This is a genomic window from Fischerella sp. (genome assembly GCF_013388695.1).
In the GTDB taxonomy this organism is placed as follows: domain Bacteria; phylum Cyanobacteriota; class Cyanobacteriia; order Cyanobacteriales; family Nostocaceae; genus PCC9605.
Genome location: NZ_JACAEU010000029.1, coordinates 13,766 through 37,925 on the forward strand (window position 1 = coordinate 13,766; position 24,160 = coordinate 37,925).

22 protein-coding genes, 1 tRNA gene and 1 pseudogene are annotated in these 24,160 nt (G+C 41.9%); 9 read left to right on the top strand and 15 right to left on the bottom strand.

Features of this window, described 5'->3' with window-relative positions:
* Positions 1 to 50: 50 nt before the first annotated feature.
* Positions 51 to 482: a VOC family protein gene (locus tag HXY43_RS04865; RefSeq protein ID WP_290880662.1), complete on the top strand. Its 432-nt coding sequence runs from the start codon at positions 51 to 53 to the stop codon at positions 480 to 482.
* Between the two features lie 82 nt (positions 483 to 564).
* Here the strand turns inward: HXY43_RS04865 and HXY43_RS04870 are convergent, their stop codons facing one another.
* Positions 565 to 822: a hypothetical protein gene (locus HXY43_RS04870; protein ID WP_367161458.1), complete on the bottom strand. Its 258-nt coding sequence runs from the start codon at positions 820 to 822 to the stop codon at positions 565 to 567.
* A gap of 352 nt (positions 823 to 1,174) precedes the next feature.
* On the opposite strand from HXY43_RS04870, the gene HXY43_RS04875 reads away from it, so the two are divergent.
* Positions 1,175 to 1,756 (top strand): hypothetical protein, encoded by a 582-nt coding sequence (locus HXY43_RS04875; RefSeq protein ID WP_290880665.1) that lies wholly within the window; start codon positions 1,175 to 1,177, stop codon positions 1,754 to 1,756.
* 66 nt (positions 1,757 to 1,822) lie between these two features.
* On the opposite strand, the gene HXY43_RS04880 is transcribed toward HXY43_RS04875, so the two are convergent.
* The 4 genes from HXY43_RS04880 to HXY43_RS04895 form a co-directional block, all read right to left on the bottom strand.
* Complete coding sequence (locus HXY43_RS04880) at positions 1,823 to 2,899, bottom strand: tol-pal system YbgF family protein (protein WP_290880668.1); 1,077 nt, start codon at positions 2,897 to 2,899, stop codon at positions 1,823 to 1,825.
* A 33-nt stretch (positions 2,900 to 2,932) separates the two neighbouring features.
* Positions 2,933 to 3,682 carry a 16S rRNA (uracil(1498)-N(3))-methyltransferase gene (locus HXY43_RS04885; RefSeq protein WP_026733452.1) on the bottom strand — a complete coding sequence of 250 codons (750 nt, stop codon included), beginning with the start codon at positions 3,680 to 3,682 and terminating at the stop codon, positions 2,933 to 2,935.
* 242 nt (positions 3,683 to 3,924) lie between these two features.
* The gene (sir, locus tag HXY43_RS04890) at positions 3,925 to 5,838 is read right to left on the bottom strand and encodes a sulfite reductase, ferredoxin dependent (RefSeq protein WP_290880673.1); all 1,914 of its coding nucleotides are present in this window, start codon (positions 5,836 to 5,838) and stop codon (positions 3,925 to 3,927) included.
* A gap of 313 nt (positions 5,839 to 6,151) precedes the next feature.
* The gene (locus HXY43_RS04895; protein WP_290880675.1) at positions 6,152 to 6,697 is read right to left on the bottom strand and encodes an outer membrane beta-barrel protein; all 546 of its coding nucleotides are present in this window, start codon (positions 6,695 to 6,697) and stop codon (positions 6,152 to 6,154) included.
* Between the two features lie 368 nt (positions 6,698 to 7,065).
* On the opposite strand from HXY43_RS04895, the pseudogene HXY43_RS04900 reads away from it, so the two are divergent.
* Positions 7,066 to 7,767: pseudogene (locus HXY43_RS04900) on the top strand (ADP-ribosylglycohydrolase family protein); the annotation flags it as partial.
* Between the two features lie 354 nt (positions 7,768 to 8,121).
* On the opposite strand, the gene HXY43_RS04905 reads toward HXY43_RS04900, so the two are convergent.
* From HXY43_RS04905 to HXY43_RS04935, 7 genes are all read right to left on the bottom strand, one after another.
* Positions 8,122 to 8,889 carry a ChaB family protein gene (locus HXY43_RS04905; protein WP_290880678.1) on the bottom strand — a complete coding sequence of 256 codons (768 nt, stop codon included), beginning with the start codon at positions 8,887 to 8,889 and terminating at the stop codon, positions 8,122 to 8,124.
* Positions 8,890 to 9,026: 137 nt separating this feature from the next.
* A complete protein-coding gene (locus HXY43_RS04910; RefSeq protein ID WP_026733458.1) occupies positions 9,027 to 9,566 on the bottom strand; it encodes a Dps family protein in 540 nt (179 codons plus the stop codon).
* A gap of 352 nt (positions 9,567 to 9,918) precedes the next feature.
* Positions 9,919 to 10,284 (bottom strand): hypothetical protein, encoded by a 366-nt coding sequence (locus HXY43_RS04915; protein WP_290880681.1) that lies wholly within the window; start codon positions 10,282 to 10,284, stop codon positions 9,919 to 9,921.
* 874 nt (positions 10,285 to 11,158) lie between these two features.
* Positions 11,159 to 11,437 carry an HNH endonuclease gene (locus HXY43_RS04920; protein ID WP_026733460.1) on the bottom strand — a complete coding sequence of 93 codons (279 nt, stop codon included), beginning with the start codon at positions 11,435 to 11,437 and terminating at the stop codon, positions 11,159 to 11,161.
* 466 nt (positions 11,438 to 11,903) lie between these two features.
* Entirely contained in the window at positions 11,904 to 12,293 is a 390-nt protein-coding gene (locus HXY43_RS04925; protein ID WP_026733461.1) for an alr0857 family protein, read from the bottom strand.
* 16 nt (positions 12,294 to 12,309) lie between these two features.
* The gene (locus HXY43_RS04930) at positions 12,310 to 12,828 is read right to left on the bottom strand and encodes an HNH endonuclease (protein WP_026733462.1); all 519 of its coding nucleotides are present in this window, start codon (positions 12,826 to 12,828) and stop codon (positions 12,310 to 12,312) included.
* Between the two features lie 82 nt (positions 12,829 to 12,910).
* Positions 12,911 to 13,147, bottom strand: coding sequence for a hypothetical protein (locus HXY43_RS04935; RefSeq protein ID WP_367161459.1), 237 nt, complete (start codon positions 13,145 to 13,147; stop codon positions 12,911 to 12,913).
* Positions 13,148 to 13,230: 83 nt separating this feature from the next.
* On the opposite strand from HXY43_RS04935, the gene HXY43_RS04940 reads away from it, so the two are divergent.
* The 3 genes from HXY43_RS04940 to HXY43_RS04950 all read left to right on the top strand — a co-directional run bounded on the left by HXY43_RS04940 (position 13,231) and on the right by HXY43_RS04950 (position 16,995).
* Positions 13,231 to 13,566: a ribbon-helix-helix domain-containing protein gene (locus HXY43_RS04940; protein ID WP_026733464.1), complete on the top strand. Its 336-nt coding sequence runs from the start codon at positions 13,231 to 13,233 to the stop codon at positions 13,564 to 13,566.
* Positions 13,567 to 14,378: 812 nt separating this feature from the next.
* Positions 14,379 to 16,412 (top strand): GAF domain-containing protein, encoded by a 2,034-nt coding sequence (locus HXY43_RS04945; protein WP_290880690.1) that lies wholly within the window; start codon positions 14,379 to 14,381, stop codon positions 16,410 to 16,412.
* Positions 16,405 to 16,995: an SRPBCC family protein gene (locus tag HXY43_RS04950; RefSeq protein ID WP_290880692.1), complete on the top strand. Its 591-nt coding sequence runs from the start codon at positions 16,405 to 16,407 to the stop codon at positions 16,993 to 16,995. Before HXY43_RS04945 ends, HXY43_RS04950 begins: the two co-directional genes overlap by 8 nt.
* 411 nt (positions 16,996 to 17,406) lie before the next feature.
* Here HXY43_RS04950 and HXY43_RS04955 read toward each other — a convergent pair.
* Positions 17,407 to 17,479 (bottom strand) — tRNA-Glu (locus tag HXY43_RS04955).
* Positions 17,480 to 17,843: 364 nt separating this feature from the next.
* Between HXY43_RS04955 and HXY43_RS04960 the strand changes: the two genes are divergently transcribed.
* Positions 17,844 to 19,766 carry a cation:proton antiporter gene (locus HXY43_RS04960; protein WP_290880693.1) on the top strand — a complete coding sequence of 641 codons (1,923 nt, stop codon included), beginning with the start codon at positions 17,844 to 17,846 and terminating at the stop codon, positions 19,764 to 19,766.
* On the opposite strand, the gene HXY43_RS04965 is transcribed toward HXY43_RS04960, so the two are convergent.
* Together HXY43_RS04965 and HXY43_RS04970 are read right to left on the bottom strand one after the other, a co-directional pair.
* The gene (locus HXY43_RS04965) at positions 19,733 to 20,404 is read right to left on the bottom strand and encodes a cytochrome b N-terminal domain-containing protein (protein WP_290880695.1); all 672 of its coding nucleotides are present in this window, start codon (positions 20,402 to 20,404) and stop codon (positions 19,733 to 19,735) included. The genes HXY43_RS04960 and HXY43_RS04965 overlap by 34 nt on opposite strands.
* A gap of 160 nt (positions 20,405 to 20,564) precedes the next feature.
* On the bottom strand, positions 20,565 to 21,260 hold the full coding sequence (locus HXY43_RS04970; protein WP_290880697.1) for a triacylglycerol lipase: 696 nt from the start codon (positions 21,258 to 21,260) through the stop codon (positions 20,565 to 20,567).
* A gap of 110 nt (positions 21,261 to 21,370) precedes the next feature.
* Here HXY43_RS04970 and HXY43_RS04975 point away from each other — a divergent pair, with 110 nt between their 5' ends.
* Complete coding sequence (locus HXY43_RS04975; protein ID WP_026733470.1) at positions 21,371 to 22,081, top strand: precorrin-2 C(20)-methyltransferase; 711 nt, start codon at positions 21,371 to 21,373, stop codon at positions 22,079 to 22,081.
* Positions 22,082 to 23,582: 1,501 nt separating this feature from the next.
* Complete coding sequence (locus tag HXY43_RS26930) at positions 23,583 to 23,699, top strand: hypothetical protein (RefSeq protein ID WP_367161460.1); 117 nt, start codon at positions 23,583 to 23,585, stop codon at positions 23,697 to 23,699.
* Positions 23,700 to 24,160 lie beyond the last annotated feature (461 nt).

A 24,160-nucleotide genomic window follows, 5' to 3' on the forward strand; every position in this document is an offset into this window, starting at 1 on the left:
TTATGTAATATTCAACCCTATTCCCTAGCTTTTAACCTCAAACCCCTAATATGAATTCAACTATATTTCACCTTGCCTTTCCTGTTACTGATATCGCTCAAGCAAGAGCATACTATGTTGATGGTTTAGGCTGCATTCCTGGTCGAGAAAACCGTCATGCTCTCGTTCTTAATCTTTATGGTCATCAACTGGTTGCTCACGTCACCAAAGAACCCCTGACACCCCAGCGCGGTATTTATCCCAGACATTTTGGATTAATTTTAACCACAGAATGCGACTGGCAGTATTTGCTTACAAGAGCCGAACAGCGACAACTACTGTTTAGAGAAGAACCCAAGCAGCGTTTTATCGGTACTCCCTTAGAACATTACACCTTCTTTTTAGAAGACCCGTTTTATAACTTAATGGAATTTAAGTATTACCGTTATCCAGAAGCGATTTTTGGAAGTGAGGAGTATACGCAAATTGGTGAGCCTCACTAACATCAGGGTCTAGATCAATTTAGTTAACTGCTTGTGCCAACGCCTCGGCGATCGCCGCCAAACTTCTGACATCAGTCAGCATTCAGTCATGAGTCAACACCGATACACCCACTTCTCTACCCACAGGTAGTTGTGAACTTTTGGCTAGGATGCTCATCATATCATAGGGAGTTATAATAGAAGCAAAACTTAGCTGCTTCAACATAGCAGTATTCCGATTCAAATCTTGTAGAAAAGCACTATCGGGGCGCATTTGCACACAGCCAAGACCTTGGTGAAAGTAGGCAACCCAAGTGCCATAATGCGATGCACAGATGGTGACAAACCTCTTTACGCGCATTGATTACCCCAGTTGCTGGATAGCAAGAGGACATTGGCTTCTCTCTGCGTCCTCTTTGCTAAAGTAAAGTTTTATTAAACTCGCTTTTAGAATGTTGCTCTCAGATCCAGAAAAATTTAATAATTGAGTATAAGTATCAACAATTCCAAATACTTGAGATAAAAAGTTTATAGCGTTTGCTCCTGGCTGTGAAAATAACATTTGTTATTTACAAAATCATGAATACTGTCAGACAGATTGTTTAGTGCAAAAAAGAAGTAAATTAGACAATAACTCGAAGAAATGTAATAAATTTCCCTAATTTTTAATGAATGTAGTCAATTTTCAGGTATAAAAGACAGGAGTAATTGTAATGTTCGGTTTTATCAAAAACTTAATCAACGGGATTATGAAATTCATTACTGGGCTTCTCCCTGGCAATAAAAAAAACGGCGGTTACTATTTAGAACTGAAGGAAGAGGCTGAGACTGCACAGCCAGTTGCTGCTGCTAAGGCTGCTGCTCAAAAAGTCGCTACTGCTGCTAAAGACGCTGCTGAAAAGGTTACTGACACAGCTAAAGATGCTGCTGAAAAAGTCGCCGACACAACTAAGCGCGATGCTGATAAAGCAGCAGTTTCCAAAGCTGCTGCTGCACCTAACGGTCGTAAAAAATCAGCACGACCAGTAGCAACAGCTCCAGAAACATCTAACGGAGCGAAAGCTCCTGAAAAGGCTACTCCTGAGCCTGCCAAGGTGGAGATGGTGCAAACTTCCGAGGGTGTGACAGTGCAACCTAAAGAGCAAGCACCCGCAGTTAAGACACTACCAACAGAAACCACGTTTGCACCGAAATATTTGGCACCTACCAATACAAATGGTCGTCGGCGTCCTGGAGCGAATATGAATTCCTTCCTAGAGATGGCACGTCAGGTGAAAACCCCTAATGCTAAATAAATGTAAGTTTGAAAATTAGTTAAATAATAGGTGGATTATGAAATTCACCTATTATTTTTTATCTGCTCATTCAGAAATAGAATTGAGAAAAATCAGTCCACTATACAAATGAAAAGCCGAGTCCCAATTAGTTTTTTCTCTGCGAAATAAGTGAATGTGAGACTCGATATTATTTAGAACTTCTGTTTGATCTAGGGCTGTTTCTGCAAAAAGTGCAAAGTCTGACCAAATTTTGATTGAAGATAATTGCTCGTCAAAAAAGTTAAGTAAATTATTCCAATTAATTCTGATTGTATTTTGGCTAACTTGAGGAGCAATTTTTGCTCCTTGCTGAAATTCATAACCGTTGTCATAAAATCGCAGAATGCAACGCCTTTGAGGTAGATGTAAATCGCAAAATTGAAAGTAATCTTGAGTTTGGGTTTTACGTTCTAGTCTACGGCGAGCACTAACGTCTACAACTTCTTCAAAAATTGGTAATAGTCCTTGCACTCGCCCTTTCACCTCTGTCCAGTCAAAGCTGAGAGAACCGAGTTGATTTGCTTGATTGCGGCAAATAATAGTGGCTTTTTGTGTTGTTTCTGCAAAATAATTAACTTGAAAAACTTGAATTTTCTCAATATCAGTTAATTTTGCCCAAAAGCAGGGAATACCTGCATTTTGTAACTGTTCACCATAAAATTTGAGTTCTCCGACTGCACCACTGCGGTACAAGCGCCAGCCACGGCTAGGTAAGAGTAATCTGGCGCTATAGGAGTCTATTTGGATAATTTGGGCAAATTTTTGTGCTAATTGAGTTTTATGGTTATTATTAACTGGTTCTAAGACTAATACACCAAGTTCAGCATTATTTGCGTCAGCTGTTGCTTGGGCGATCGCCCGTTTTCGTTCTTCTTGCTCAATTTCTAGCAGTCGCTGTAACCCTTGTCTTGCTTGCGTAACAATCTTGGTATTGGTTGTATCGCGCAGCAATCGCCGATAAACTTTTTCTGCTTCTTGCGGCTTTCCCGATGCTTCATACAGCCGCCCGGCATAAAATTGCACCCAAGGATTTTCTGGTGCTTCTTTTAACAGTTGCTTGAGTAATTTCGCAGCAGTGCGATAGTCTTGGCGCTCAAAGGCACTTGCAACTTGTTCTATCATGTTTAAATTTTAAATCTCGTTTTTATACATCCTTTATACTTCACAAGTTGCAGCAACTAAGGATAAAGCCACTATCGGGGCTGTAACTGCTCTGAGGATGCGTCTTCCCAGGGAAACGGGTTGGAATCCAGCATTAATTGCACTTTCAATTTCTTTGTCTGTCCATCCTCCCTCTGGGCCGATAGCGATCGCCATCGTTTTTTGTCGTTGATTATTTGGCAATTTTTCTTTACCCTGCAAGCAACTGAGCAAATGAGGATAGTCACCACGAGCCTCGCAGATATATTTCTGGTTTGTGACAAATGATAAATGACTATTGACTAATGACAGACTATTACTAAAAGAAATTGGTTCTAAAATCACAGGCACTACAGCACGCTCTGATTGTTCAGCGGCTTCCTTAGCTATCCGCCGCCAGCGTTCTAGTTTTTGGGGACTGGGGTTTAGTAAAGTGCGATCGCTCACTACCGGGACAATACAAGTTACTCCCAACTCCGTACAACAGCGTACTACCTCATCAAATGCATTACCTTTTGGCAAGGCTAACATCAGAATAATAGCTGTGGATAATTCGGTTTCTACGGTGACTGATTGTAAAATTTTTGCTTCTGCCCCTGCTAGCTGCGCCAACCACCATTTACCCATTCCGTCCATTGCAATAAAGCGATCGCCCTCTTGCAACCGCAACACGCGACAAAGATAATGCTGTTGTTCGGATGTCAGCATTATCTGTTCTTGTTGGAATTGGGAGGGGGCGATCGCTATTCTTTGTAATTGAGCCATGCCACTTTCTGTTTCAGAGTCAGGAGATGTAAATTCCTATTCAGGAATTACCCGTACATTGTAAATTCCAACCACTGACTTTCTGGATCAGCAGCCACATCTTGACTCTATCTCGGGGAATTTAAATTTAACTAACAAAAAACTGCACCATATTACTGGTGCAGCAATTTCTTATTTTTATCACCTATTTTTCAGTGCCAATGTCTTTCTAAAGAAAGAATTAAGTCTTAGCGATAAGTAGCTTATTCTGCCTTCAGGTAAACCTTTAACGCCTCATTCACCAATTCCGTCATCGACTTGCCTTGGCTGTCAGCAGTTTCCTTCAGCACAGCATAAATATCATCCCGAACACTGATCCGATGACGGGCTTTACCTACACTGTTGACACTTTTCGGTTTGTAGTTTTCAGCAAAATTGCGAATCGCATCAAAACCAACCCGCGCACAAAAATCTCCAAAGCTTTCGCCTTTTTTGCGTGACTTCTTAAAGTACACAAAAATTGGCTCAAGAAAGCTTTCTATGTCATTATGATGCAGTTTTTCAGTGTAAGGCTCTGCCAATCTGGTTTGATCTGGAGAACCACCCAGCCAAACCTGGTAACTTTCCGGGGCGCTACCCACAAAGCCAAGTTCCGCCATATACGGACGAGCGCAACCATTGGGGCATCCGGTCATTCGTACCACAAAATGCTCATTCTGTAAACCAACTTTATCCAACAAAGCACGAATGCGCTCTAATATTCCCGGTATAGCTCGTTCTGATTCGGTGATTGCCAAGCCACAAGTAGGCAATGCCGGACAAGCCATAGCGTAGCGTACAATCTGGTCGATGTTACTAGGATCGGTAACAACACCGTGACGGTTGAGAATCTCTTCTATCGCTTGCTTGCTGTCTGGTTCGATATCGCAGAGGATAAGGTTTTGGTGAGGAGTAAGGCGAATAGGCAAGTTGTATTGCTCAACAATTTCTCGCAAAGCAGTTTTGATTTGAAAGTTGCCTTCATCTTTGATGCGGCCATTATCGATGGAAATACCGAAGAACAGCTTGCCATCACCTTGTTCATTCCAACCGAGGAAATCTTCATATTTCCACTTTGGCAGTGGTTTGAAGGGTTCTAATGGCTTGCCAAAATATTCCTCAACCATTGAGCAGAACTTATCAACGCCCCAATCGTGGATTAGATATTTTAATCTGGCGTGACGGCGGTCTGTGCGATCGCCATAATCTCTTTGAGTAGCAACGATGGCTTTGACTAGATCGTAAACGTCTTCCTTCGCTACATAACAAATCGAGTCTGCCATTCTCGCGAAAGTTTCTTCTTTGTTATGCGTCCGTCCTAAACCACCACCAGCAAAGACATCAAATCCCTCTAATTCACCCTTTTTGTTAGTAATTACTACTAATGTAAGGTCTTGGGTATACAAATCAATCGAGTTATCACCCGGAACCGTTACGCAAGCTTTGAACTTGCGCGGCATGTAGTGAGTGCCATATATTGGTTCTTCTTGATCGTGGAAAACAGTTCCAGTACCATTGCGCTGCCTGGCTGCTTTTACTTCTGGATTTTCTTCACCACTGATGGCTTTTTCTCCGTCTAGCCAAATCTCGTAATAAGCACCAGTTTGCGGCGTCAGCAAGTCAGCAATATTCTGAGCATATTCCCAAGCCAAATCATATTCTGACTTGTTTTTGAAAGGTGCCGGAGGAGCCATAACGTTGCGGTTTAAGTCGCCGCAAGCTCCCAGTGTCGAACCCATGCTTTTAACAATAGCAGCAATTGCTGCCTTGAGATTTTTCTTTAAAATCCCATGCAACTGAAATCCTTGTCGGGTTGTGGCACGCAAAGTGTGATTGCCATATTCATCAGCCAGTCGATCTAGAGTTAGATACAGCTGGGGTGATACAAAACCTCCAGGATTTTTCGTCCGCAGCATGAACTGATAATCTTTCTCCTGTCCTTTGACCCGATTATCTCGGTTATCCTGCTGGTAAGAGCCGTGAAACTTGAGGATTTGTACCGCATCTTCACTAAAATGCGTTGTGTCCTGAAGGATTTCCGTAGCGACAGGTTCACGCAAACAATTACTACGTTCCTTAATTGCTTCTACTTTAGAAGGCTTACGGCTGGCGATGGGGGGAGGAGCAGATTTAACCATTGCAGTTGTATAGTATTCTCAATAAGGCATCGGTAAGTGCCGAAGCGTGAATTTAGAAGCACCCATTCGGCTGAGCTTGAATCCCGGTAATCCGGTAGGGATAGAGAAGAATAGTTTGATTTTAACATGACAAAAAGCTGGGTTTGTCAGTGATGTAACAATTAACCAACCCAGCAATGTTACTTATAAATTATCAGTTATTTGTTACGTTTGACCAAGCCAAGCCTAGATTAATTTTTGAGATTAGGTCTGGTGTTTTCTTTTTGGCTGACTTTATCGCTGTCAAACTGACGTTAATTGAGAAATGATTGTGTTATTTAAAGCGATAGCCTACCCCACCATTGATGCTAATAGCAGAAGCAGGGCTATTTTTGTAAGCATTAATTCCTACAGTGGTGTTGCTATAAACGAGGAAGTTTTTTCCGACTTCAGACTCTACTCCAGCAACCACTGCTACACCATTTTTGTTACCACTTGGAGTTGGTTTGCCATCTCTCTCTACAAATTGATAACCAACACCCACATAAGCATTAGTATTTTTAGCAATACCCACGTCAGCAGAAACATGAGGGATGATGGCACTTGTCTCATCACTAAAGTTGATTTGACCTCGTGCAGAAACAGGCGTATTGCCGAGTTTTAAGCGACCTGTGAGATTACCACCAAAAGTGGCAGCATCGCCACTTTGTCCGCCATTGGTAACACCAGCGGCAAAACCAGCACCAACATAGCTAGCATTTGTACCTTTTTTGGCTTGAACAGGTTGAGCAGAAGCTGCACCAACTGAAACAATAAAAGGAGCAATTACTAAAGAAGATAAAGCAGAAATTGTCAAAAAAGACTTGAAAAACCGTTGCATAATTTTGACCAAACTTTGTAGGAGTTGCTTTTAAATCCTATGTCGAAAAACTGAAAAAGATGTTCCAAAATTTTATGAGATCATTTCAATAATGATTTTTAGTGATGACATATATTTGAAAGTGTTTTTAATTAAAAGCATATAAATAAGCTGTTATAAATACAGTCAAATATTCCTAATTCAGGTTTTGTACCCTAAAAAATAGACACTTTATTTTCTGGCACAATAATCATAAATAAAATTTAGAAGGAGTAGATTAGGAACAAAATCTCATTAATCTACGTCAGCCGCATTTTCCAAAAATTAAAAGATTAGATAAAACAGAAATTGTTATAGGCTATAAAGCACATGTATAGACTTCAATTGGGCGCTGGTACAACGAAGGTTATTGGACTCCCCATGGAGAGGTATTTGATATAGGAAATACTACTCTTATTGCGATCGCGAATTTGCAACAGGGAACTCCACCCCTGAAAGCAGGCGGAACTAGTGAAATGAGTAACGGCAACGGTTCTCTAATGAGAATCTTACCGATGGTTTATTATCACAAAAGTTTGAACTTTTCGGAATTAATAGAGCAGACACACCAAGTTTCTTGCATTACCCACGCTCATGCAAGGTCACAAATAGCTTGCGGTATCTACATCAGTATTGCAGTATCTCTCTTGGAAGGGGCTGAACCACAAACAGCTTATATTAAAGGCTTAGCAAACATACATAAAATCTACTCTGCATCCGACTACACCTCACAAATGCCGCATTTTACCAGGGTATTTAGTGGTGAAATTGCCAAGCTGACAGTAGAAGAGATTCGTTCCAGCGGTTATGTCATTGATACGCTGGAGGCATCGCTGTGGTGTTTGTTGAATAGTTCGTCTTACTCCGAAGCAGTACTAAAAGCTGTGAATTTGGGTGGTGATACAGATACCACTGCCGCTGTCACTGGTGGTTTAGCAGGTATTTATTACGGAGTGGAGAATATACCCCAAGAATGGATTGAGCAAATAGCCCGCAAACAGGACATTATCGATTTAGCTGCGCGTTTTGAAGCGGCTGTTTATAAGCTTTGACTAAGTACAGCGTTTCATTAATTCGTAGCGAATTATCCTTAGAAATACTCTGCGTTCCTCTGCGCTGCCTCTGCGTCCCTCTGCGTTTAAAAACACTACGATTTTACGCAAAGCTGTACTAAGATATTACAGTATAAGTGCTGTGCTCATAAAAGAGCGATCGTCAAATCATCCAATTTTATGTTCCTTTTAAAGTTGTTAATATCGGCAAACAGACAGCTTAATCAGTTCAAATAATAGCTGAGTTGAAGATAGAAGGAAAAGTTGCAGAAACTGCTGAATAGTCAACAGTCAAAAGTCCGTAGTCAAAAGTTTTTTACTATTGACTCTTGACCTTTGACTATTGACTAATAACTAAGTGCTTACTTTCGCTTTAGACCAAACGCCATTTTCATCTTCATCAAATTTTTGGAAAACAGCTTCCCAAGCGGCTTGCTCAGCCTGGGCTTGATCGTTATTCTCATCTAATACAGCATTGTAACGCTCAATAAATGTATTCTGGGCTTCAGGCGAAAGGTGAGAGCGCACCTCACTAGACAAGTCTTCTGGACTATTGCAGCGACCTGAGCAAGGATGGGGTAGCGCCTTTTCCATTGTGTGAATCTCTTCACCACCAGCACTTTCTATTAGTAACTGGAATTCTCCCACTCGATCAGCGGGAACTTCTGCCATCAGCAAAAATTCTCCTGCTTGCAGGCGAGTTTGATAAACTGTGGCTTTGTCTTCTGGCATACCTAGAGTAGCTAATACAGATACTAAACCTGCACCTGCGCTACCCGCGATCGCTCCACTTGCAGCCCCTAGCAGTAATGCACTGATGGGACCTGCTGCTACGATAGGGCCAACGAAGGGAATAAATAGTACACCTACACCTGTGAGCAAGCTGAGGAAAGAACCAAACAAGGAACCAAAAATAGCCCCTGTTCTTAAACCTCCCAGGATTACATCCCTTTTAGTAATGAAACCAGCAATTCGAGTTTGTGACTGAAAATTTCTGCCCATCACTGAAATATGGTCTCTAGGTACACCCCGGTCTAACAAACGTCGAATCACATCATCAACTTGATTCTGTTCTTTAAAAATAGCTGAAATAGTACGTTCAGCTTTATATTCTTCAGCCATTTAATACTCCTGTTATTTTGCTTTTGCCCATACCAAACTGAGGAATGAGCAGGTAGATGCGAATGCAAAAATTCACTCAAACCTCAGCCTGCAAACCTAAACTCTGACTAGTAGTGTTAGATTCTATCTACCCTTGGTTATACGCCTACAGGTTTTTTAATTTGTTCTGCCTGGTTAGAACCGTCTGCTTGTAATGCTTGTCCTTCAATAAAGGAGCGCAGCATCCAAGCCATTTCCTCATGTCCTTCCATCAGTCCAGTTAGGAAGTCAGCAGTTCCTTGATCGTGAAACTCTTCAGCACTACGATCTATATGCTGGCGAAGGTTGCGAATGATTTGCTCATGGTCATCTACCAATAGAGCCACCATTTCGGTTGCTGTGGGAACGTTACCACTTTGCTCCTTGATGGTACCTGCCTTCAAAAATCCCTCCATTGTGCCAATGGGATAACCACCCAAAGCACGAACCCGCTCAGCAATAGAATCAATATTTTCACTCAGTTGTTCGTATTGCTCTTCCCAAATTTCATGCAGACTGCGGAACTGAGGCCCGACCACATCCCAGTGAAACTTTTTCGTTTTCACCACTAGTAGATAAGAATCTGCCAAATCTTGATTCAATAGATTAATAACACCTTGACGTTGCTCTTCCGTCAAACCAATATTTAATGGACGCATTGTTCGTCATCCCTAAGCTAACTCCTCTTATAACTTCACCAAATCAATTCAAGAGCAACATCAATCTTAAGAATGATTGTGATTTATTGACTCATAAAATTTGACTTTACACAATCGACATATATATATTGATACTAGATACAGAAAATTTCAGAAAACATATATGAAATTTTTATGCTAATTGCTGTGGTGATTGCAGATTTTACTGCATAAAAGATAAAGACACATTGATATACATATACTATCAACATGTCTTTGATAAGAAATAGCACGAATATGTTAAAAATTCTCTAAAAAATATAACCCCAGTCTTTAATTAGCAATAACTGGGGTAAAAGCAATTTGATACTGCTTATTGATTACCTGTGACTTTTTTCAAGAAACTGCTAACTTCTTCTTCCACTGATGTTGCTTCTTGAGAGTTTTCTGGACGCTGCATTTTCTCTATATCAGCAGTACCTTGAACCTCGTTAAGTCCGCCACCTTGAGTCCGCTTCTGAGTTTCTTTCAATCCAAGAGGTGGTAATTTAGCTGCTTCGTCAGTTTGACGTTGAGTTTCAAGTAGCTGGTCAGTAGCTTCTTTAGGATTGCTTTGATAGCTCTCGATCGCAGCAGCAGGAAAAGCATTAGTGAACAACAGTAGAGCACATGTAAAAGCAATAACTAGAAAACGCATTGGACACAAAATAGAACTAAATAAAGCTACAAATTTGTGCATTTTACTTCCTCCAACAAATCATAAAATCGTATAAAATCAGGAAAGTAATTAGTAGTGATAATGTTCATAAATGCCTTTAGTGAACTTGAGCATGAAAATCATTTATCTGCTCTGACTAATTAACTTTCTTGATTAGATTTAACATTGACATTTTTGAAGTCAATGTACGCTTATTATTTTTTTAATTTAAATAAGTACAACATTGAATCGACCCCTAGGCTGACATTTGGAGTATAGATACTAGCAAAATAATCATTCTATAGATAGATAAGCTATCTCTTGACTTAATAGATCCATTAATATATTTTGTGTTATGATTTTTCAGTTTCCTTGATTAATCATTAGGAATTACTAATTAACTATTAATTTTATTATCTATCATCAATGTCTTTAAAACGCTTGATACATGCAATCTGGGTGTAGTGGGAATGTTAAATTATCTGACCCATACTAACTACCTTACCTAAGCGATCGCAATCCTATCATCAGCATATTCCCAGATTTATATATATATGTATAGGTCAGGCTTTATCGAATTTTGGGGGTTGCTGAATCAAAATATGAATTTACAATTCACGGGTGTGTAGAGACGTAGCATTGCTACGTCTCTACGAAAATGTGTACAAACATAATTCATGACCAAATTCAGCAACGCCGAATTTTGAATTATTAGTTTTGATATTAGATGATAAACAAGCTGTAGATGTCTAAGGCTGGAAGTTGTGGAAATGTAGGAGACCAAAACGAATAAAATTTAACGCTGGCAAGGTTTTTAGATGTCTGCAAAATCGCGTGTAGATACTTCCCGATGCAGACATATAGGAAAAAAGACTGAATCGATGTTCTAACTTGACTGGTTGATGTCAAATCCGTTCTATCTTTGGCGATAGACTGTGACCCGCTTACGAGGGTCTTGCTTCCTCACCCAAGATAGAAATTTCTGCATTTGCGGCTCATTCTTGAGTTTGTCTACTGAATTGAGTTCTTTTGCAAGCAGTTTGTTGTCAAATAATGCATGGATTTGCCGATGGCAGGCTGAACAGATGTTCACTGTTGGGCCTGAATCTACTTTCTTACGTTTGGTATTTTGTCGTGGAATCAAGTGATGGACAGTTAGATATTCCATCTCTCTTTCACATAGTTCGCATTGCATATTTAGTCGTTTGATAAGTAGGTCAACATAATTAAACGTAAAATATCTTGTATTTTATACAGGCGGACAGGATGCTCCGAAGTTCCGATCGCAGGTTTCCTCCGCTCGGACTTCTCTCCACCCCACAAGAGCTTTAATAATATTGTGGGGTGGGCTTCTAGCCCGCCCTGTTTTTAGTTTATTTATGCCTTTCTACTTACCTGTGAAATCTAAGCACTAGTGTGGTGCGCGATCGCACTCTCTTTCTGGACAAGTGAAATTCTCCCATATTTCTTATTATGACTACTGCTTTCTACTTACAAGCGATCGCCCAAGATGTGACATTGCTAAATAACTATGCAAGCAAATTCCGCCACAAATTATTTAGCTAACTTTAATAGTTAGCTGTTGGTTGTTCCAAACAACCAACAACTATCAACAAAGAACAAAATTCAACGAGAAATACATTTATGTTATAGCGACTTCCTCATTCACTCATGACGGAGGCGCACCTCCCAGCCGCCAGCCAGAGTTTGTGCAGTAACAACTCAGTGCGATCGCTCATTGTGGTGACAAACACACCTTCTACGTCCTCAGAAATCTCTGATAGCCAAGAACCTCGGAGAGTGACTTCGATATACTCAGCATCAGAAGGACATAAAGCAATTATTTCCCTTTCATCCCATTGCACCTGAGTTTTGAGTTGTTCAAGTCCTGGCAAATCAGCAGGAAGCAAAAAGGAAGCAGTACTGGGTTCAACGCACAGACTTTGACCGACTCGCAGTGCCAAAATCACTCGCTGCGCTACCCACTCCTCAAGGGATTGAGTGAGACACTCTAGGTGAAAACTCGTTTCGGTGTAAGTTAGTTTTAGCATTCCTCATGCTCTCCTGTTATTCCAGGTTTGTTTGCACGTCCATCCAAAATTTTTCGGCAAAAGCAATAGTTGGGTGGACTGGCGCTTTCGGTTTGGTACGCAGCTGCATACCAGCCTCTTGGGGGGTTCTGTCTCCTTTTTTGGAGTTACACTGCTTACAAGCAGCAACTACGTTATTCCAGGTGTGTTGACCACCTCGAGAACGAGGAATCACATGATCCAGTGTCAGATGTTTGCTGTTACCGCAATATTGGCAACTGTGCCGATCTCGCCGCAACACTTCCCGTCTATTTACTGGCGGAACCTTCCACATCCGTTCGCGAGAAGTAATTTTCAAGCGAATATGTTTTGGTACATACATCACTAAGCTAGGAGAGTGAATTTGCCAACCACTGCTGCTGGTAATATCTAGCGGCTCCGCCTTATTTGTGACTAAAAGCACGATCGCTCGCTTGATATTGACTCGACACAGTGGCAAGTAATTTTGAGAAAACACCACCACAGATTGCTCTAAAACTTGCGCTCCGATCGTCACGGTTTGACTCCTCATTAAAAAACCCCCGCTTTTTTCTTTGTTAAAGCGGGGGTTGGGAATTGACCTGATAAGTCTTTGATTCCTATATCGGTACAGCATCTCGGTATCTGTACCTCCCGCTTCTTTCGTCTAGTTGTGGTGCTCGATTAAGTACACCAATCCTGGCATAAATAGAATCACGATCGCCCTCTGTGAAATTGCCCTGTTTTCGGCCATTTTGTCCCATAAATAAATACTCCACTTCCACAAAGGCTGATTCCCAACTGGCTCGGCAGTTGTCAGCACGCAAGGAAGTAGAGATGAGAGAAATGGATTTCACAGAAAATTTCACCTATTGAACATTCCTTTAAACATACTACACTTGTATTACTATCCTGTCTATAGTTTTAAGGAGAAAAACTCATGCATACCATCACTCGCACCCCAACCACTGATATGGAAGTCACCAGCATCCGCTTAGAGCGCGAATTAAAAGACAAACTCAAAGAACTAGCTGGCAATCAGGGATATCAAGCCCTCATCCGAGATATCCTTTGGAATTATGTCCAGCAAAAATCAGGAGAGTGGAAACCCCGATTTTCAAAAGCTGATATTAGAGCTAGCATAGCTGCTACAGCCCAGCAAGAAGAACGCTGCGTGCTCACAGGTCAATTAATTCAACCCCAACAACCGATGCTGTTAGGACTGACGAGAACTGGCGATATGGTTCCTCTGAGTGTCGAAAGTTTAGCTGGATAAATTTGGAGTCAAGTGAATGCAGCTTAGTTAGGTTGTGTAAGGCTGAACTGGGCTGCATTCATGAACAGAAAGCAGAAGGTATTAGGTAAATAATGAGTGTAAGTTTTAACATTATCAATAAGGCATATAAATCTTAAAATCATTTATATATTAATCATATTAATTAGACAAATAAACTTGAATAGCGTGAATATCACTTAGGTGAGCAGCACTTTAGAGCACAGGGGGTATGACTACACTTGACAGATATTAAACATCAGCCTAAAGATTAAATAATTCTGAAGAACAAGGAGTCAAAAAGAAGACACAAATTTTTTTTGCTGCCCCCTTGCTCACTCGTAAAAAATTTTTCTGAATGTGTGCAGTCAAAATATTTCCTGACGATAGTTAGGTATAAAGACTAGTTAAATCAGCCAGAAAAATAGTTAAAAAAATATTAAAATTTTCGTGTTAGCCTCAGTGTTAACGCGGATGTAATCTATGGAGTCTGGGCTACAAGTCTAGAGAAATTACGGTTTATGTATAGATGCAAACAGAATATCCTAAGTAGATGTTAGTGAATAGACTGATCTCAAAAAACTGCAATTGTAGAAATTGAGTACCTTAGCTAATTTTAGGTGTTTTATTACTCAAGTTTTTTATATACGAGAATTTGGTCATCTGAAATAGAAAAGGGCTATAACAGGTGAGAGAAAGTCTTAAAAATAAGATAGATGATTCAGTCGCAGGGTGCAGCAATACAAAGGGAGTAAGCATATGGCAGGAGGTTGGGTACAAAAACAATGGGTTCACTATCCAAGAGCGTATCAGGAATGAAAAAGCGTTTGTCTTCATCGCTACAATATCCAGATGAAGCAGAACGACTCACACACTACCCGGTCAAGCTGATGCAGCATGAGGAAGACACAACCGCCCTCCAGTTGGCACAAAAAATAAATCAAATCATTGCCAATAGCTCAACCCCAGCAATGATGCTGCAAGATATTGCCCAAGTGTTAGGAGTTGCTTTCAAAGTAGATTGCTGTTGCCTAGTAACTGTTCAGGGCAAGGCGTCTGGTGCAGAAGTGACTGCAAATTGGTGCGTCCAAGAGTATTCAAGTGCGTCGCATCCAGATGAGATATTCTCAATGGAACAGCTGGATTTACCAGTGGTGCAATGTGCGGCTGAACCAACCATTGAAGACATTTCGACAATTCAAAATAGTTTGGCAATAGGATGTCAAAATTTGCCACTGCCAATCAAAGCTGTTTTGGCGATCGCTACCCGTTTTGGAGGTAACAAAAACGGTGTGATTAGCCTGATCAAGTCGCAGTTGTATGATTGGAGTGAGTCAGAAAAACGTTTGCTCAGAACTGTGGAGTCAGTTTGCGCGATCGCTTTTTCGCAAGTGGCACAAGCACAGCTAATCACCTCACAACAGCAGAATCTGCTAACCTGCGCCCAGCATCAAAACCTGATCAAGCAATTGACAATCCTCAGTCGTAGCAATTTAGAGGTGAATCAAATGCTTCAGGTGGCGATCGCCTCTACCGCCGAAGCTTTAGAAGCCGATCGCGGTTTGCTGATACTACTGAAATACACCGATCCGCTGTTTAGGAGCATACCTAAAAAACAAATTCCCAAAGCTAAAGCGACCGTAATCGGCGAATGGTCTAGGGAAACAGAAAGTTTCTATATAAGTAAAGAAGATACTCAAGATCATTCCTTCTGGCTTTCAGACTGTGGTATATGTCGGCGTGCCTTCACAGCAGAATCTGGAAAACCTGTAATCATTCACGACAATAAAGACCGACGCAAAGATACCTCAACCGTCGCCCCCGCATTTGTTTTAGAAAAACTGCCGGCAATGCTATTAATGCGATTGGAGAGTCAAGGCAAAATCTTGGGATTTCTAGCATTACAGCAAGCCCAACCTCGCCACTGGCAGGTAGCAGAATTAAATATGGTGGAAATGGTCTGCGCTCAACTCAGCAATGCCATAATTCAAACACAGACACTGCGGCAAGTGCAGATGTTGGTGGATGAACGCACATCTCAATTGCAGCGCAGCTTAGATGTTCAAGCCAAACTGTACGAAAGAACGCGGCAATATGTAGAGCAACTACGAGAACTCAACCAACTCAAAGATGAATTTTTGAGTAACATGAGCGATCGCCTACGCTATCCCCTCACAAATATGCGTATGGCACTGCGTATGCTACGTCAACCGGGAAGAACACCCGAGCAGCAGGCGAAGTATCTAGATATCTTAGAAGAGGAATGTACCAAGGAAATAAATTTAATTAACGACTTGCTGACACTCCAAAAGTTAGACACCCATCAAGAACGTCCGCAATTTGAAACCATTGATTTAAATACAAGAATCGAAGATTTAGCAGCATCTTTTGAGAAAAAGTTTGCGGACAAAGGATTAAGTATTTCTCTCGATTTACCGGAAGAATCTCTAGAGCTACAAACTGAACTGGAGAGCTTTGACCGCATCTTGCAAGAATTGTTCACGAATGCTGGCAAATTCTCAGAACGGGACACCATTGTCCAACTCGAAGCCACGCACCAAGTTGTTGAGCAAGTCGATCAAGTTATTATTAAGGTGACTAATATAGGACGCGGTATATCTGAAGAAGAAGCGACCTATATATTCGATGCATTCCGTCGGGGCAGAGGAAGATGGATTCCAGGTACTGGTCTAGGACTTGCTCTTGTAAAATCCTTGGTGCAGCATTTAAATGGGAAAATAGCTGTGGAAAGTACTCCGATTGCAGATACCAACCTCAGCAAAATCTGCTTTATCCTCAATCTGCCTCAATTTTCTGACGAAGATAAACCATATTCTGAAAGTGACTGAAAAACAATACACACCAGAAGAACTCAATTTAATTGCCACTGAAGACGACACCAGCTTAGAAGAAAATTTGGTAGGTGATGATTTTGATTTGCAAGCTGTAGCGGTTCAAATTGAGAAAATCGCCGACCGACAGCGGCAAATTTCTGCTACCATCCAAATTCCTCAACCAGTTGTACAAGTCTGGGAAGTGCTTACTAATTATGAAGCCTTGGCTGATTTCATTCCCAATTTAGCCAACAGTCGTCTGCTTGAGCATCCCAACGGTGGTATTCGCTTGGAACAAGTAGGTTCCCAACGCTTTTTACGTTTGAATTTTTCTGCCCGTGTGGTTCTTGACCTCGAAGAATACTTCCCCAAAGAAATTATTTTCCAAATGGTAGAGGGGGATTTTAAAGACTTCTCCGGTAGCTGGCGCTTAGAGCCTTATTCCCTTGGTCAAGAAACAGGGACTAATCTCTGCTATACAGTTAAAGTTTGGCCTAAACGCACAATGCCAGTGGGAATCATTGAGCGTCGCCTTGCGAAGGATCTACAGCTAAATCTCTTAGCAATTCGCCAGCGTCTTGAGGAGTTGACAAGGTGAATTACTGCTGATATTGCTAAGTACAGCTTTGCGTAAAATCGTAGCTTTTTAAACGCAGAGGAGCGCAGAGTTTTTTCAATTTAAATTCGTTACAAATTTGTGCAATGTTGTACTAAGGCATTATCAGCTCTAGCTTAACAGGGTTGGTGCATCACAGATGATTCTCGCTATTACTAAATAGATCCCATAGCAACAAAGGAGGCGATCGCTTTTGTGTTTACAAAATTGATTAGGAAGACAATTAACCGTGCGTCATGGTTAACCCGCCAGAGCCTGCTTCGCCACTACTACCACTGAGTCTAGTAGTAATTCACACTGTGTTTCGATTTTTATTTATTAACTACAGACATAAATTAATCCCTACAAACTTGCTATTTCGCTTTGCAGGGCTTGTGTTACTTTTATCTAAAGTACCCCCAGGGGAATTCGAATCCCCGTTACCTCCGTGAAAGGGAGGTGTCCTAGGCCTCTAGACGATGGGGGCGCGCGGCTCACACTTTTATTAATTTAGCGGCTTTTATTGTTAATGTCAACAGTTTTAATGAATAAATTTATAGCAAAATTTTAAATTGCAGCAGGTTAAACTGGGTGGAAGCAAAAGTAATTGATAGCAAATGCTAGAAAAAATACGCTTTCAGGGATAAGTATGGCACTCAAACGCTTATAAATCGGTGGCTAGCGTTGTTACTGTTTCGCTAAACCTAGAAAAATGCTGTAGTATAGGCAACCAAGTATGAAAAATCTTCTCGACTCAGCAAAGAAGACAGGGCGTAATGTTGCACGCTGTAAATTTAATCTTTACAATTCTTTACAAAAGATTTTGAAAAATATCGCTCAAAATCTACAACATGGAAGCATCATTTGAAATTACTTTGCAGATGGTGATTGCCGTCGTTGCAGGTATTAGTGCTCAGGTACTAGCTGCATACCTCCGGGTACCCAGCATTGTGTTTTTATTGCTGTTTGGCATTGTCCTTGGTTCCGACGGCTTTGGATTTTTGCACCCCCATTTGCTAGGTACGGGATTGGAAGTAATTGTCGCTCTGGGAACGGCGATAATTTTGTTTGAAGGCGGACTCAACCTGGAATTGCGAGAATTAAACAAAGTTTCTACGAGCTTGCAATTACTCGTAACCTTGGGAACTCTGATTACGCTGCTTGGTGGCAGTATGGCTGCTCACTGGCTGGGTGAGTTTCCTTGGCCGATCGCTTTTCTGTTCGCGTCTTTAGTTGTAGTTACAGGGCCTACGGTTATTAGTCCCCTGCTCAAACAAATCAATGTAGAGCGACCAGTTGCCACACTTTTAGAAGGAGAAGGGGTTTTAATTGACCCAGTGGGAGCCATCCTGGCCGTCGTAGTGCTAAACACGATATTAAACCAGAATGCCGACCCATTCGTTGCGATTAGCAGTTTGCTTGTGCGCCTTGGTATTGGTGGGGTAATTGGTGCAGTGGGTGGCTGGCTAATGGCATTGATTTGCAAATTTGCCAATTTTCTCTCATTTGAGCTGAAAAACTTAGTAGTTTTGGCTGGGCTGTGGGGTTTATTTGTACTAGCTCAGATGCTCCGCAGTGAATCGGGGCTGATGGCAACTGTAGTTGCTGGTGTCGTGTTTGGTACTGCTTCGGTACCAGAAGAACGCTTGCTGCGCCACTTTAAAGGTCAGTTGACAATTTTCTGCGTCTCAGTGCTATTCATTCTCCTGGCTGCTGACCTATCTATTGACAGTGTGTTTGCCTTGGGTTGGGGCAGTTTATTTACTGTCTTGGCGCTGATGTTTATCGTTCGTCCGATCAACATCCTCTTTTGTACGTGGAACAGCGATCTTAACTGGCGACAAAAACTGTTTTTAAGCTGGGTTGCACCTCGGGGAATTGTTTCTGCCTCCGTTGCTTCTTTATTTGCAATTTTGCTAACACAACACGGCATTAATGGTGGTGACGCCATCAAAGCTTTGGTCTTCCTAACAATTATCATGACTGTGTTCTGCCAAGGTCTAACTGCTGGCTGGGTTGCTAGGTGTTTGCAAATCACTTCCAAACAAGCAACGGGGGCAGTGATTGTTGGTTGCAATCCTTTGAGTATTTTAATTGCTCGCCTGTTGCAAGAACGGGGAGAACCAGTGGTGATGATTGATACAGATGCAGAAGCTAGTCAACAAGCCCAAGCAGAAAATCTCCGGGTGTTGACCAGCAGTGCTTTGGATGTCAATGTCTTAGAAGAAGCAGGACTGGCTTCTGTGGGGACTTTTCTTGCGATGACCAAAAATGGTGAGGTGAATTTTGTTTTGGCCCAACGGGCGGCAGAGGAGTTTAGCCCACCGCGTGTTTTAGCAATTTTCCCCCGCGATCCTCAAGCTAATAACGCTACAAATAAAACTAAAGTTAACCAGGCTTTCATCCCCGACTTCCAAATTAAAACTTGGAATCAGTATCTGAATGATGAGCAAGTGAAGTTGGGGATGATGACGCTGAAAGAGCCTGGTTTTTCTCTGCAAAAGGTTCAGTTACAGGCATTAATCCGGGCTGGCGAGTTAGTGCCACTATTTTTAGAACGGGATGAGAAATTGCAGATCATGCCTGCGGGTGAGGCTTGGCAACCAGGCGATCGCATTATTTACCTGTTGCACGATCCTAGACCGAACCTTTTAAAACGCCTATCAGGTGGAAAAGCCTCAGAACGCCTATCTTTAGAAAAATTACCGGAAGTTGAAGAAGTGCCGATCGCAAAATTATCTCAACTCTCCGCCAGCGATGCTCCCGCGCCCTGATTGATTATTGATTGCGGCTGTGAGTTAATAACTTCAGAGTTCGCCCCTGAGGATTGCGTTTGTTTTTCTTGCCACAATACGCTCAATAAATGCACCACAGAAATAATAATGGCAGCGATAGAGAGAATGTAACTGTGTATGGTGTAAAGGCGTTGGATAGTAAGTGTGCTAATCGCACCGCCACCAGTGAGAATTTCGCGCAATTGCGAACCGATGAAAGGAATTGCTTCAATAGTTCCCAACTCAATGCTAAAACGCCAGAATCCTTCTTGATCCCAGCTTAAAATCATTGCTGTCCACGAAAGGCCGATCGCAATCAGGGTAAAGAAAATTGCACTAATCCAAGCCGTTAACCAACTTTTGCGAAACTGCCTGCTTAAAAATAACACCACAATTTGCACAAGGGCGATCGCAATGACTGCGTTACCAGCAATATTGTGAGCTTTGCGGAACAACCAACCATAGGACACTTGCTCCGCGATCGCTTTCAACGACTGATATGCCCTGCCTGCTGCTGGTTCGTAGTAAAAAGACAGCAAAATCCCAGTGGAAGCAGCAACTAAGGATAACGTAATAATTACTACCGATAATACCGTTGCTATGCGCCGCAGAACTCTATTGAACTCGGTGTTTTCCATCACTCACCGCTCCTTTTCTTGGCTCAATATATATTTTTATTACAAGTTTAGCTAAGAAATTTTAAGAATAGTTAGTGGTTAGTGGTTAGTGGTTAGTGGTTGTTAACTATGCCCAATGCCCAATGCCCCATGCCCACTCCCCCACTCCCCCACTCTCACCTCACACGAGATACTTGACCCAAACCTTTAACGCTTCTGGTGAACCATACCAAACACCTGGGCTTCTGGGAGAATGTTTCACACCTTCAATCACGATATTTTCTGCTCCTTCCAAATGAGCAGCTTCTATGGGAGTGATTCCATCTCCCCAAGTGTTACCTTTACCGCAGGTTAATTGATAGCTACTGTAAGCTAACCAGCTACCGCGTCTTTTTTCACCAAAGATTGTTTTTCCGGCGACACAAACATAACGAACATTTTGGTAAAATGCTCCTGGGTAATTATTATTGACAAAATCTAAATTCCAGCGCGTCCAGCGCTCCTGGCTCATATGCGGTGTACCCAGAGTCATCAGAGTAGCAACTAGACTATGAGCTTGCCAAAGGGATGCTTGAAGTTCACCACGCCCTAAATAAGGCTTGTCACCCAAGTAGATGCGAGAAATCCAACCTCCTGCTGAGTGACCAATCAAATTAATCTGTGAAGCATTAGATTGCTGTAGTACCTGTTTTACTGTGCGATCGAGTAGCCGTACAATAGGCGTTACAGGTCTACCTCCTAAAGTGACTATCCAGTCGCGGCGTCGCAGTGGTACAGTCAGCGTAGGAAAGCCCATCTGTTGCAAGGATTGTTGTAATTGATGGTAAGCGATCGCGCTTTCTAAATATCCTGGCAAAATCACTGTTGGTAATGGCATTTTGGATAGGGAATAGGGAATAGAGAATGGGGAATAGGTGAGAATGATGAATGCTGAAGAACCAAAATTTCATAATTCATAATTCATAATTTTTATCCCCCTATCTAACTGTGACAATTGGTATTCTTTACGGCATTAGTGTCGGGACAGGCGATCCAGAATTAATTACGGTGAAAGGATTGCGCTTACTGCAAAATTCGCCTGTAGTAGCATTTCCAGCAGGGGTACAAGGTAAACCAGGAATGGCACAGCAAATAGTCGCACCGTGGTTAAGTCAAGAGCAGGTGCAAATAGCCTTGACTTTTCCCTATGTCCAGGATATGACTGTGCTGACGCAAGCATGGCAAGCCGCAGCAGAGCAAGTTTGGCACTATTTGCAAACAGGTCAAGATGTGGCTTTTGCCTGCGAAGGAGATGTAAGTTTTTATAGCACTTTTACTTATTTGGCACAGACTCTACAACAGCTACATCCCGAAGTCAAAGTGCAGTTGATACCGGGAGTTTGTTCACCAATGGCAGCTGCGGCTGTACTGGGATTACCATTGACAATACGCCAACAGCGATTGGCGATTTTACCCGCAATATACACAATTGCAGAATTGGAAAGTGTTTTAGACTGGGCAGATGTGGTCGTGCTAATGAAAGTTAGTTCAGTTTACGAACAAGCTTGGCAAGTGTTACAGCAACGGGGTTTATTAGAAAATAGTTGGGTAGTAGAAAAAGCTACTTTACCAGATATGGTTATATACTCTGACTTACGCGATCGCCCCAAACTCGAATTACCCTACTTTTCGCTTCTAATTGTGAAAGTTCAAAAATAAATCCCAAAAAAATTAATTATTTTTAAAATTGTTGCTCGCTTCAACGAAATTTTTAGTAAAATATTATATCAATTTAAAAAAAATCTTACTTGAAAAAGTGACATTTTCCTGTTTTTAGTTTGGACGCGGGAAGTTATTATTTGTAGAGTAACGCACAGAACTGAAATTATTACTGTCTTTAAATTATTGTCTAAAAAATAAAATTGTAAATCTACTGCAATCAAGCTGAGTGAACGGATCACAGTTATGTCATACGTCTCGGTGCTCAAAAATATACCTGTATTTATAAGCCAGCCAGCTGGCATAGCAGCTTTAGCCTCTGTTGGCATTCATGGTGCGATCGCCTTATTCCTGCCACTGATGCCAGTGGAATCTAAACCCAAAGAAACAAAATCACCAAAAACTGTTGGACTCGTTGAATTAAATCAGGCTGAACAGAGCCGTTTGCCACAAGCAAGCACGCCTCAACTTCCCCAGCAAGGGCAAATTTCTCTACAAGGGCAACTTCCCCTGCAAGGACAACTCCCGCTAAAATCCCAAGTTCCTCCCTTTCCAAACTTCGCCAATAAACCAATACCCTTACCCGCAGAGCAACCAGTATCTGCCCTTGTCGAGCCAGCACTGCCTTCTATTGCCACCTCTCCTGACAGCCTGAACATAGTTTCTTTACCCAATCGCCAGGATGTTCAAATACCCCAAGGCAGAAACTGGCAATATCAACCTAAGCTGGATACAGGCGCGAACATCACGCCACCAATTCCTCGCGTGCAAGACAAAGTTGCCTTCGGAGAACCTCAGCCACTATCTTCTGTTAACGAAAATAGACCACAGTTACCTTCTAATTTGCCGGAATTACAGGCTGCTAATCTCCCAACAGAACTGCCTAGCAATTCGACTTCTACACCTTATCACAACACGACCACTGCCACAGTGAGTCAAACTCAAGAATTTGTAGCCCCGATCGGCACAACTCCACAACTAGGGGATAAGTTAACATTAGCAGGTGCAACCTTGCCACAATGGCAACAACAGCAGCTTGCATCTAACATCCCTCAGTTACCATCAACATCGACAATACCCCCAGGAACAGAACAGCAACTTGCAACAATTAATAGCTTTGGGGATCAGTTTCAGAAAGTCAGGCAGCACTATCCCAACATTGAAACCAAAAAACCCATATCTGAAACAGTGAATGTTCAAAGAGGACAGGAAGGAAATGTTAGGGGTGGTTTGGTAGTGGATAGCGAAGGTAAAGTTGAGTCTGTAGACTTTCTGGACAACTCAGTCTCATCCAGCTTAAAGACATCCACAAGAGAATTTTTTAGAGAATATTTCCAAAAAAACCCCGTACAGGCAAATGGCAAACCTAAGTACTACCCATTTAGCCTATCTTTCTTACCAAACAACAGCACGACGGTAGGAGCTACTTCACCAAAATTGCCTACACTGACTCCCCAACAATTACCTGGCTTGGGAATCAACAAAACACAACCGTTACCTAATTTATCCAACGGGCAGCAGCAAGATCCGATGCAGGGTTTGCGATCGCCTCAGCAAAATCCTCAATCACCTCAGCAGGTACAACAAGTCAGTACTGGCTCGCAGCAACCTACTGTGAAATTATCACCGCAATCGGTACCAGTCAAGACAAATCAGTCTGCACCTACACCGCAAGCTACTACAACACCAGCACAGCAGTCGGTGCAAGTTGGCAAAAATCAGGTTGTGCCTACATCACAAGCAACCCAAGCACAAATTAGCAAAACTCAGGCATCTAGCCAAAAACTAATAAACAAGTTGCGCCAATTGCGGGAAGAAAGACAAGACTCCAATCAAGACAAATAAAACTATCTGACAATTTTGGAATTTGAATAGTGAATTAGTAATAAGAAAGAGGTAAAAGATAAATCTTTTCTTTTACCTCGGGTTTTCCTGTATTCTCTTTTTGCGTCACATACTAATACTAAGTTGCAGTCAAAGATAGTACTTCCCTCACCCCGCCTGTCGGCACCCCTCTCCCAATTTGGAACAGGGGAAGGGGAGAGGGCACGAATTGCTATTGCTATGTCTGAACGCAAC

Coding starts and splice junctions, on each gene's coding strand:
- HXY43_RS04880 (WP_290880668.1), bottom strand. CDS start 2,899: ATGATAGAACAAGTTGCAAGTGCCTTTGAGCGCCAAGACTATCGCACT.
- sir (WP_290880673.1), bottom strand. CDS start 5,838: ATGGTTAAATCTGCTCCTCCCCCCATCGCCAGCCGTAAGCCTTCTAAA.
- HXY43_RS04865 (WP_290880662.1), top strand. CDS start 51: ATGAATTCAACTATATTTCACCTTGCCTTTCCTGTTACTGATATCGCT.
- HXY43_RS04945 (WP_290880690.1), top strand. CDS start 14,379: ATGAAAAAGCGTTTGTCTTCATCGCTACAATATCCAGATGAAGCAGAA.
- HXY43_RS04905 (WP_290880678.1), bottom strand. CDS start 8,889: ATGGCTGAAGAATATAAAGCTGAACGTACTATTTCAGCTATTTTTAAA.
- HXY43_RS04885 (WP_026733452.1), bottom strand. CDS start 3,682: ATGGCTCAATTACAAAGAATAGCGATCGCCCCCTCCCAATTCCAACAA.
- HXY43_RS04960 (WP_290880693.1), top strand. CDS start 17,844: ATGGAAGCATCATTTGAAATTACTTTGCAGATGGTGATTGCCGTCGTT.
- HXY43_RS04940 (WP_026733464.1), top strand. CDS start 13,231: ATGCATACCATCACTCGCACCCCAACCACTGATATGGAAGTCACCAGC.
- HXY43_RS04875 (WP_290880665.1), top strand. CDS start 1,175: ATGTTCGGTTTTATCAAAAACTTAATCAACGGGATTATGAAATTCATT.
- HXY43_RS04965 (WP_290880695.1), bottom strand. CDS start 20,404: ATGGAAAACACCGAGTTCAATAGAGTTCTGCGGCGCATAGCAACGGTA.
- HXY43_RS04910 (WP_026733458.1), bottom strand. CDS start 9,566: ATGCGTCCATTAAATATTGGTTTGACGGAAGAGCAACGTCAAGGTGTT.
- HXY43_RS04925 (WP_026733461.1), bottom strand. CDS start 12,293: ATGCTAAAACTAACTTACACCGAAACGAGTTTTCACCTAGAGTGTCTC.
- HXY43_RS04970 (WP_290880697.1), bottom strand. CDS start 21,260: ATGCCATTACCAACAGTGATTTTGCCAGGATATTTAGAAAGCGCGATC.
- HXY43_RS04915 (WP_290880681.1), bottom strand. CDS start 10,284: ATGCACAAATTTGTAGCTTTATTTAGTTCTATTTTGTGTCCAATGCGT.
- HXY43_RS04870 (WP_367161458.1), bottom strand. CDS start 822: ATGCGCGTAAAGAGGTTTGTCACCATCTGTGCATCGCATTATGGCACT.
- HXY43_RS04920 (WP_026733460.1), bottom strand. CDS start 11,437: ATGCAATGCGAACTATGTGAAAGAGAGATGGAATATCTAACTGTCCAT.
- HXY43_RS04895 (WP_290880675.1), bottom strand. CDS start 6,697: ATGCAACGGTTTTTCAAGTCTTTTTTGACAATTTCTGCTTTATCTTCT.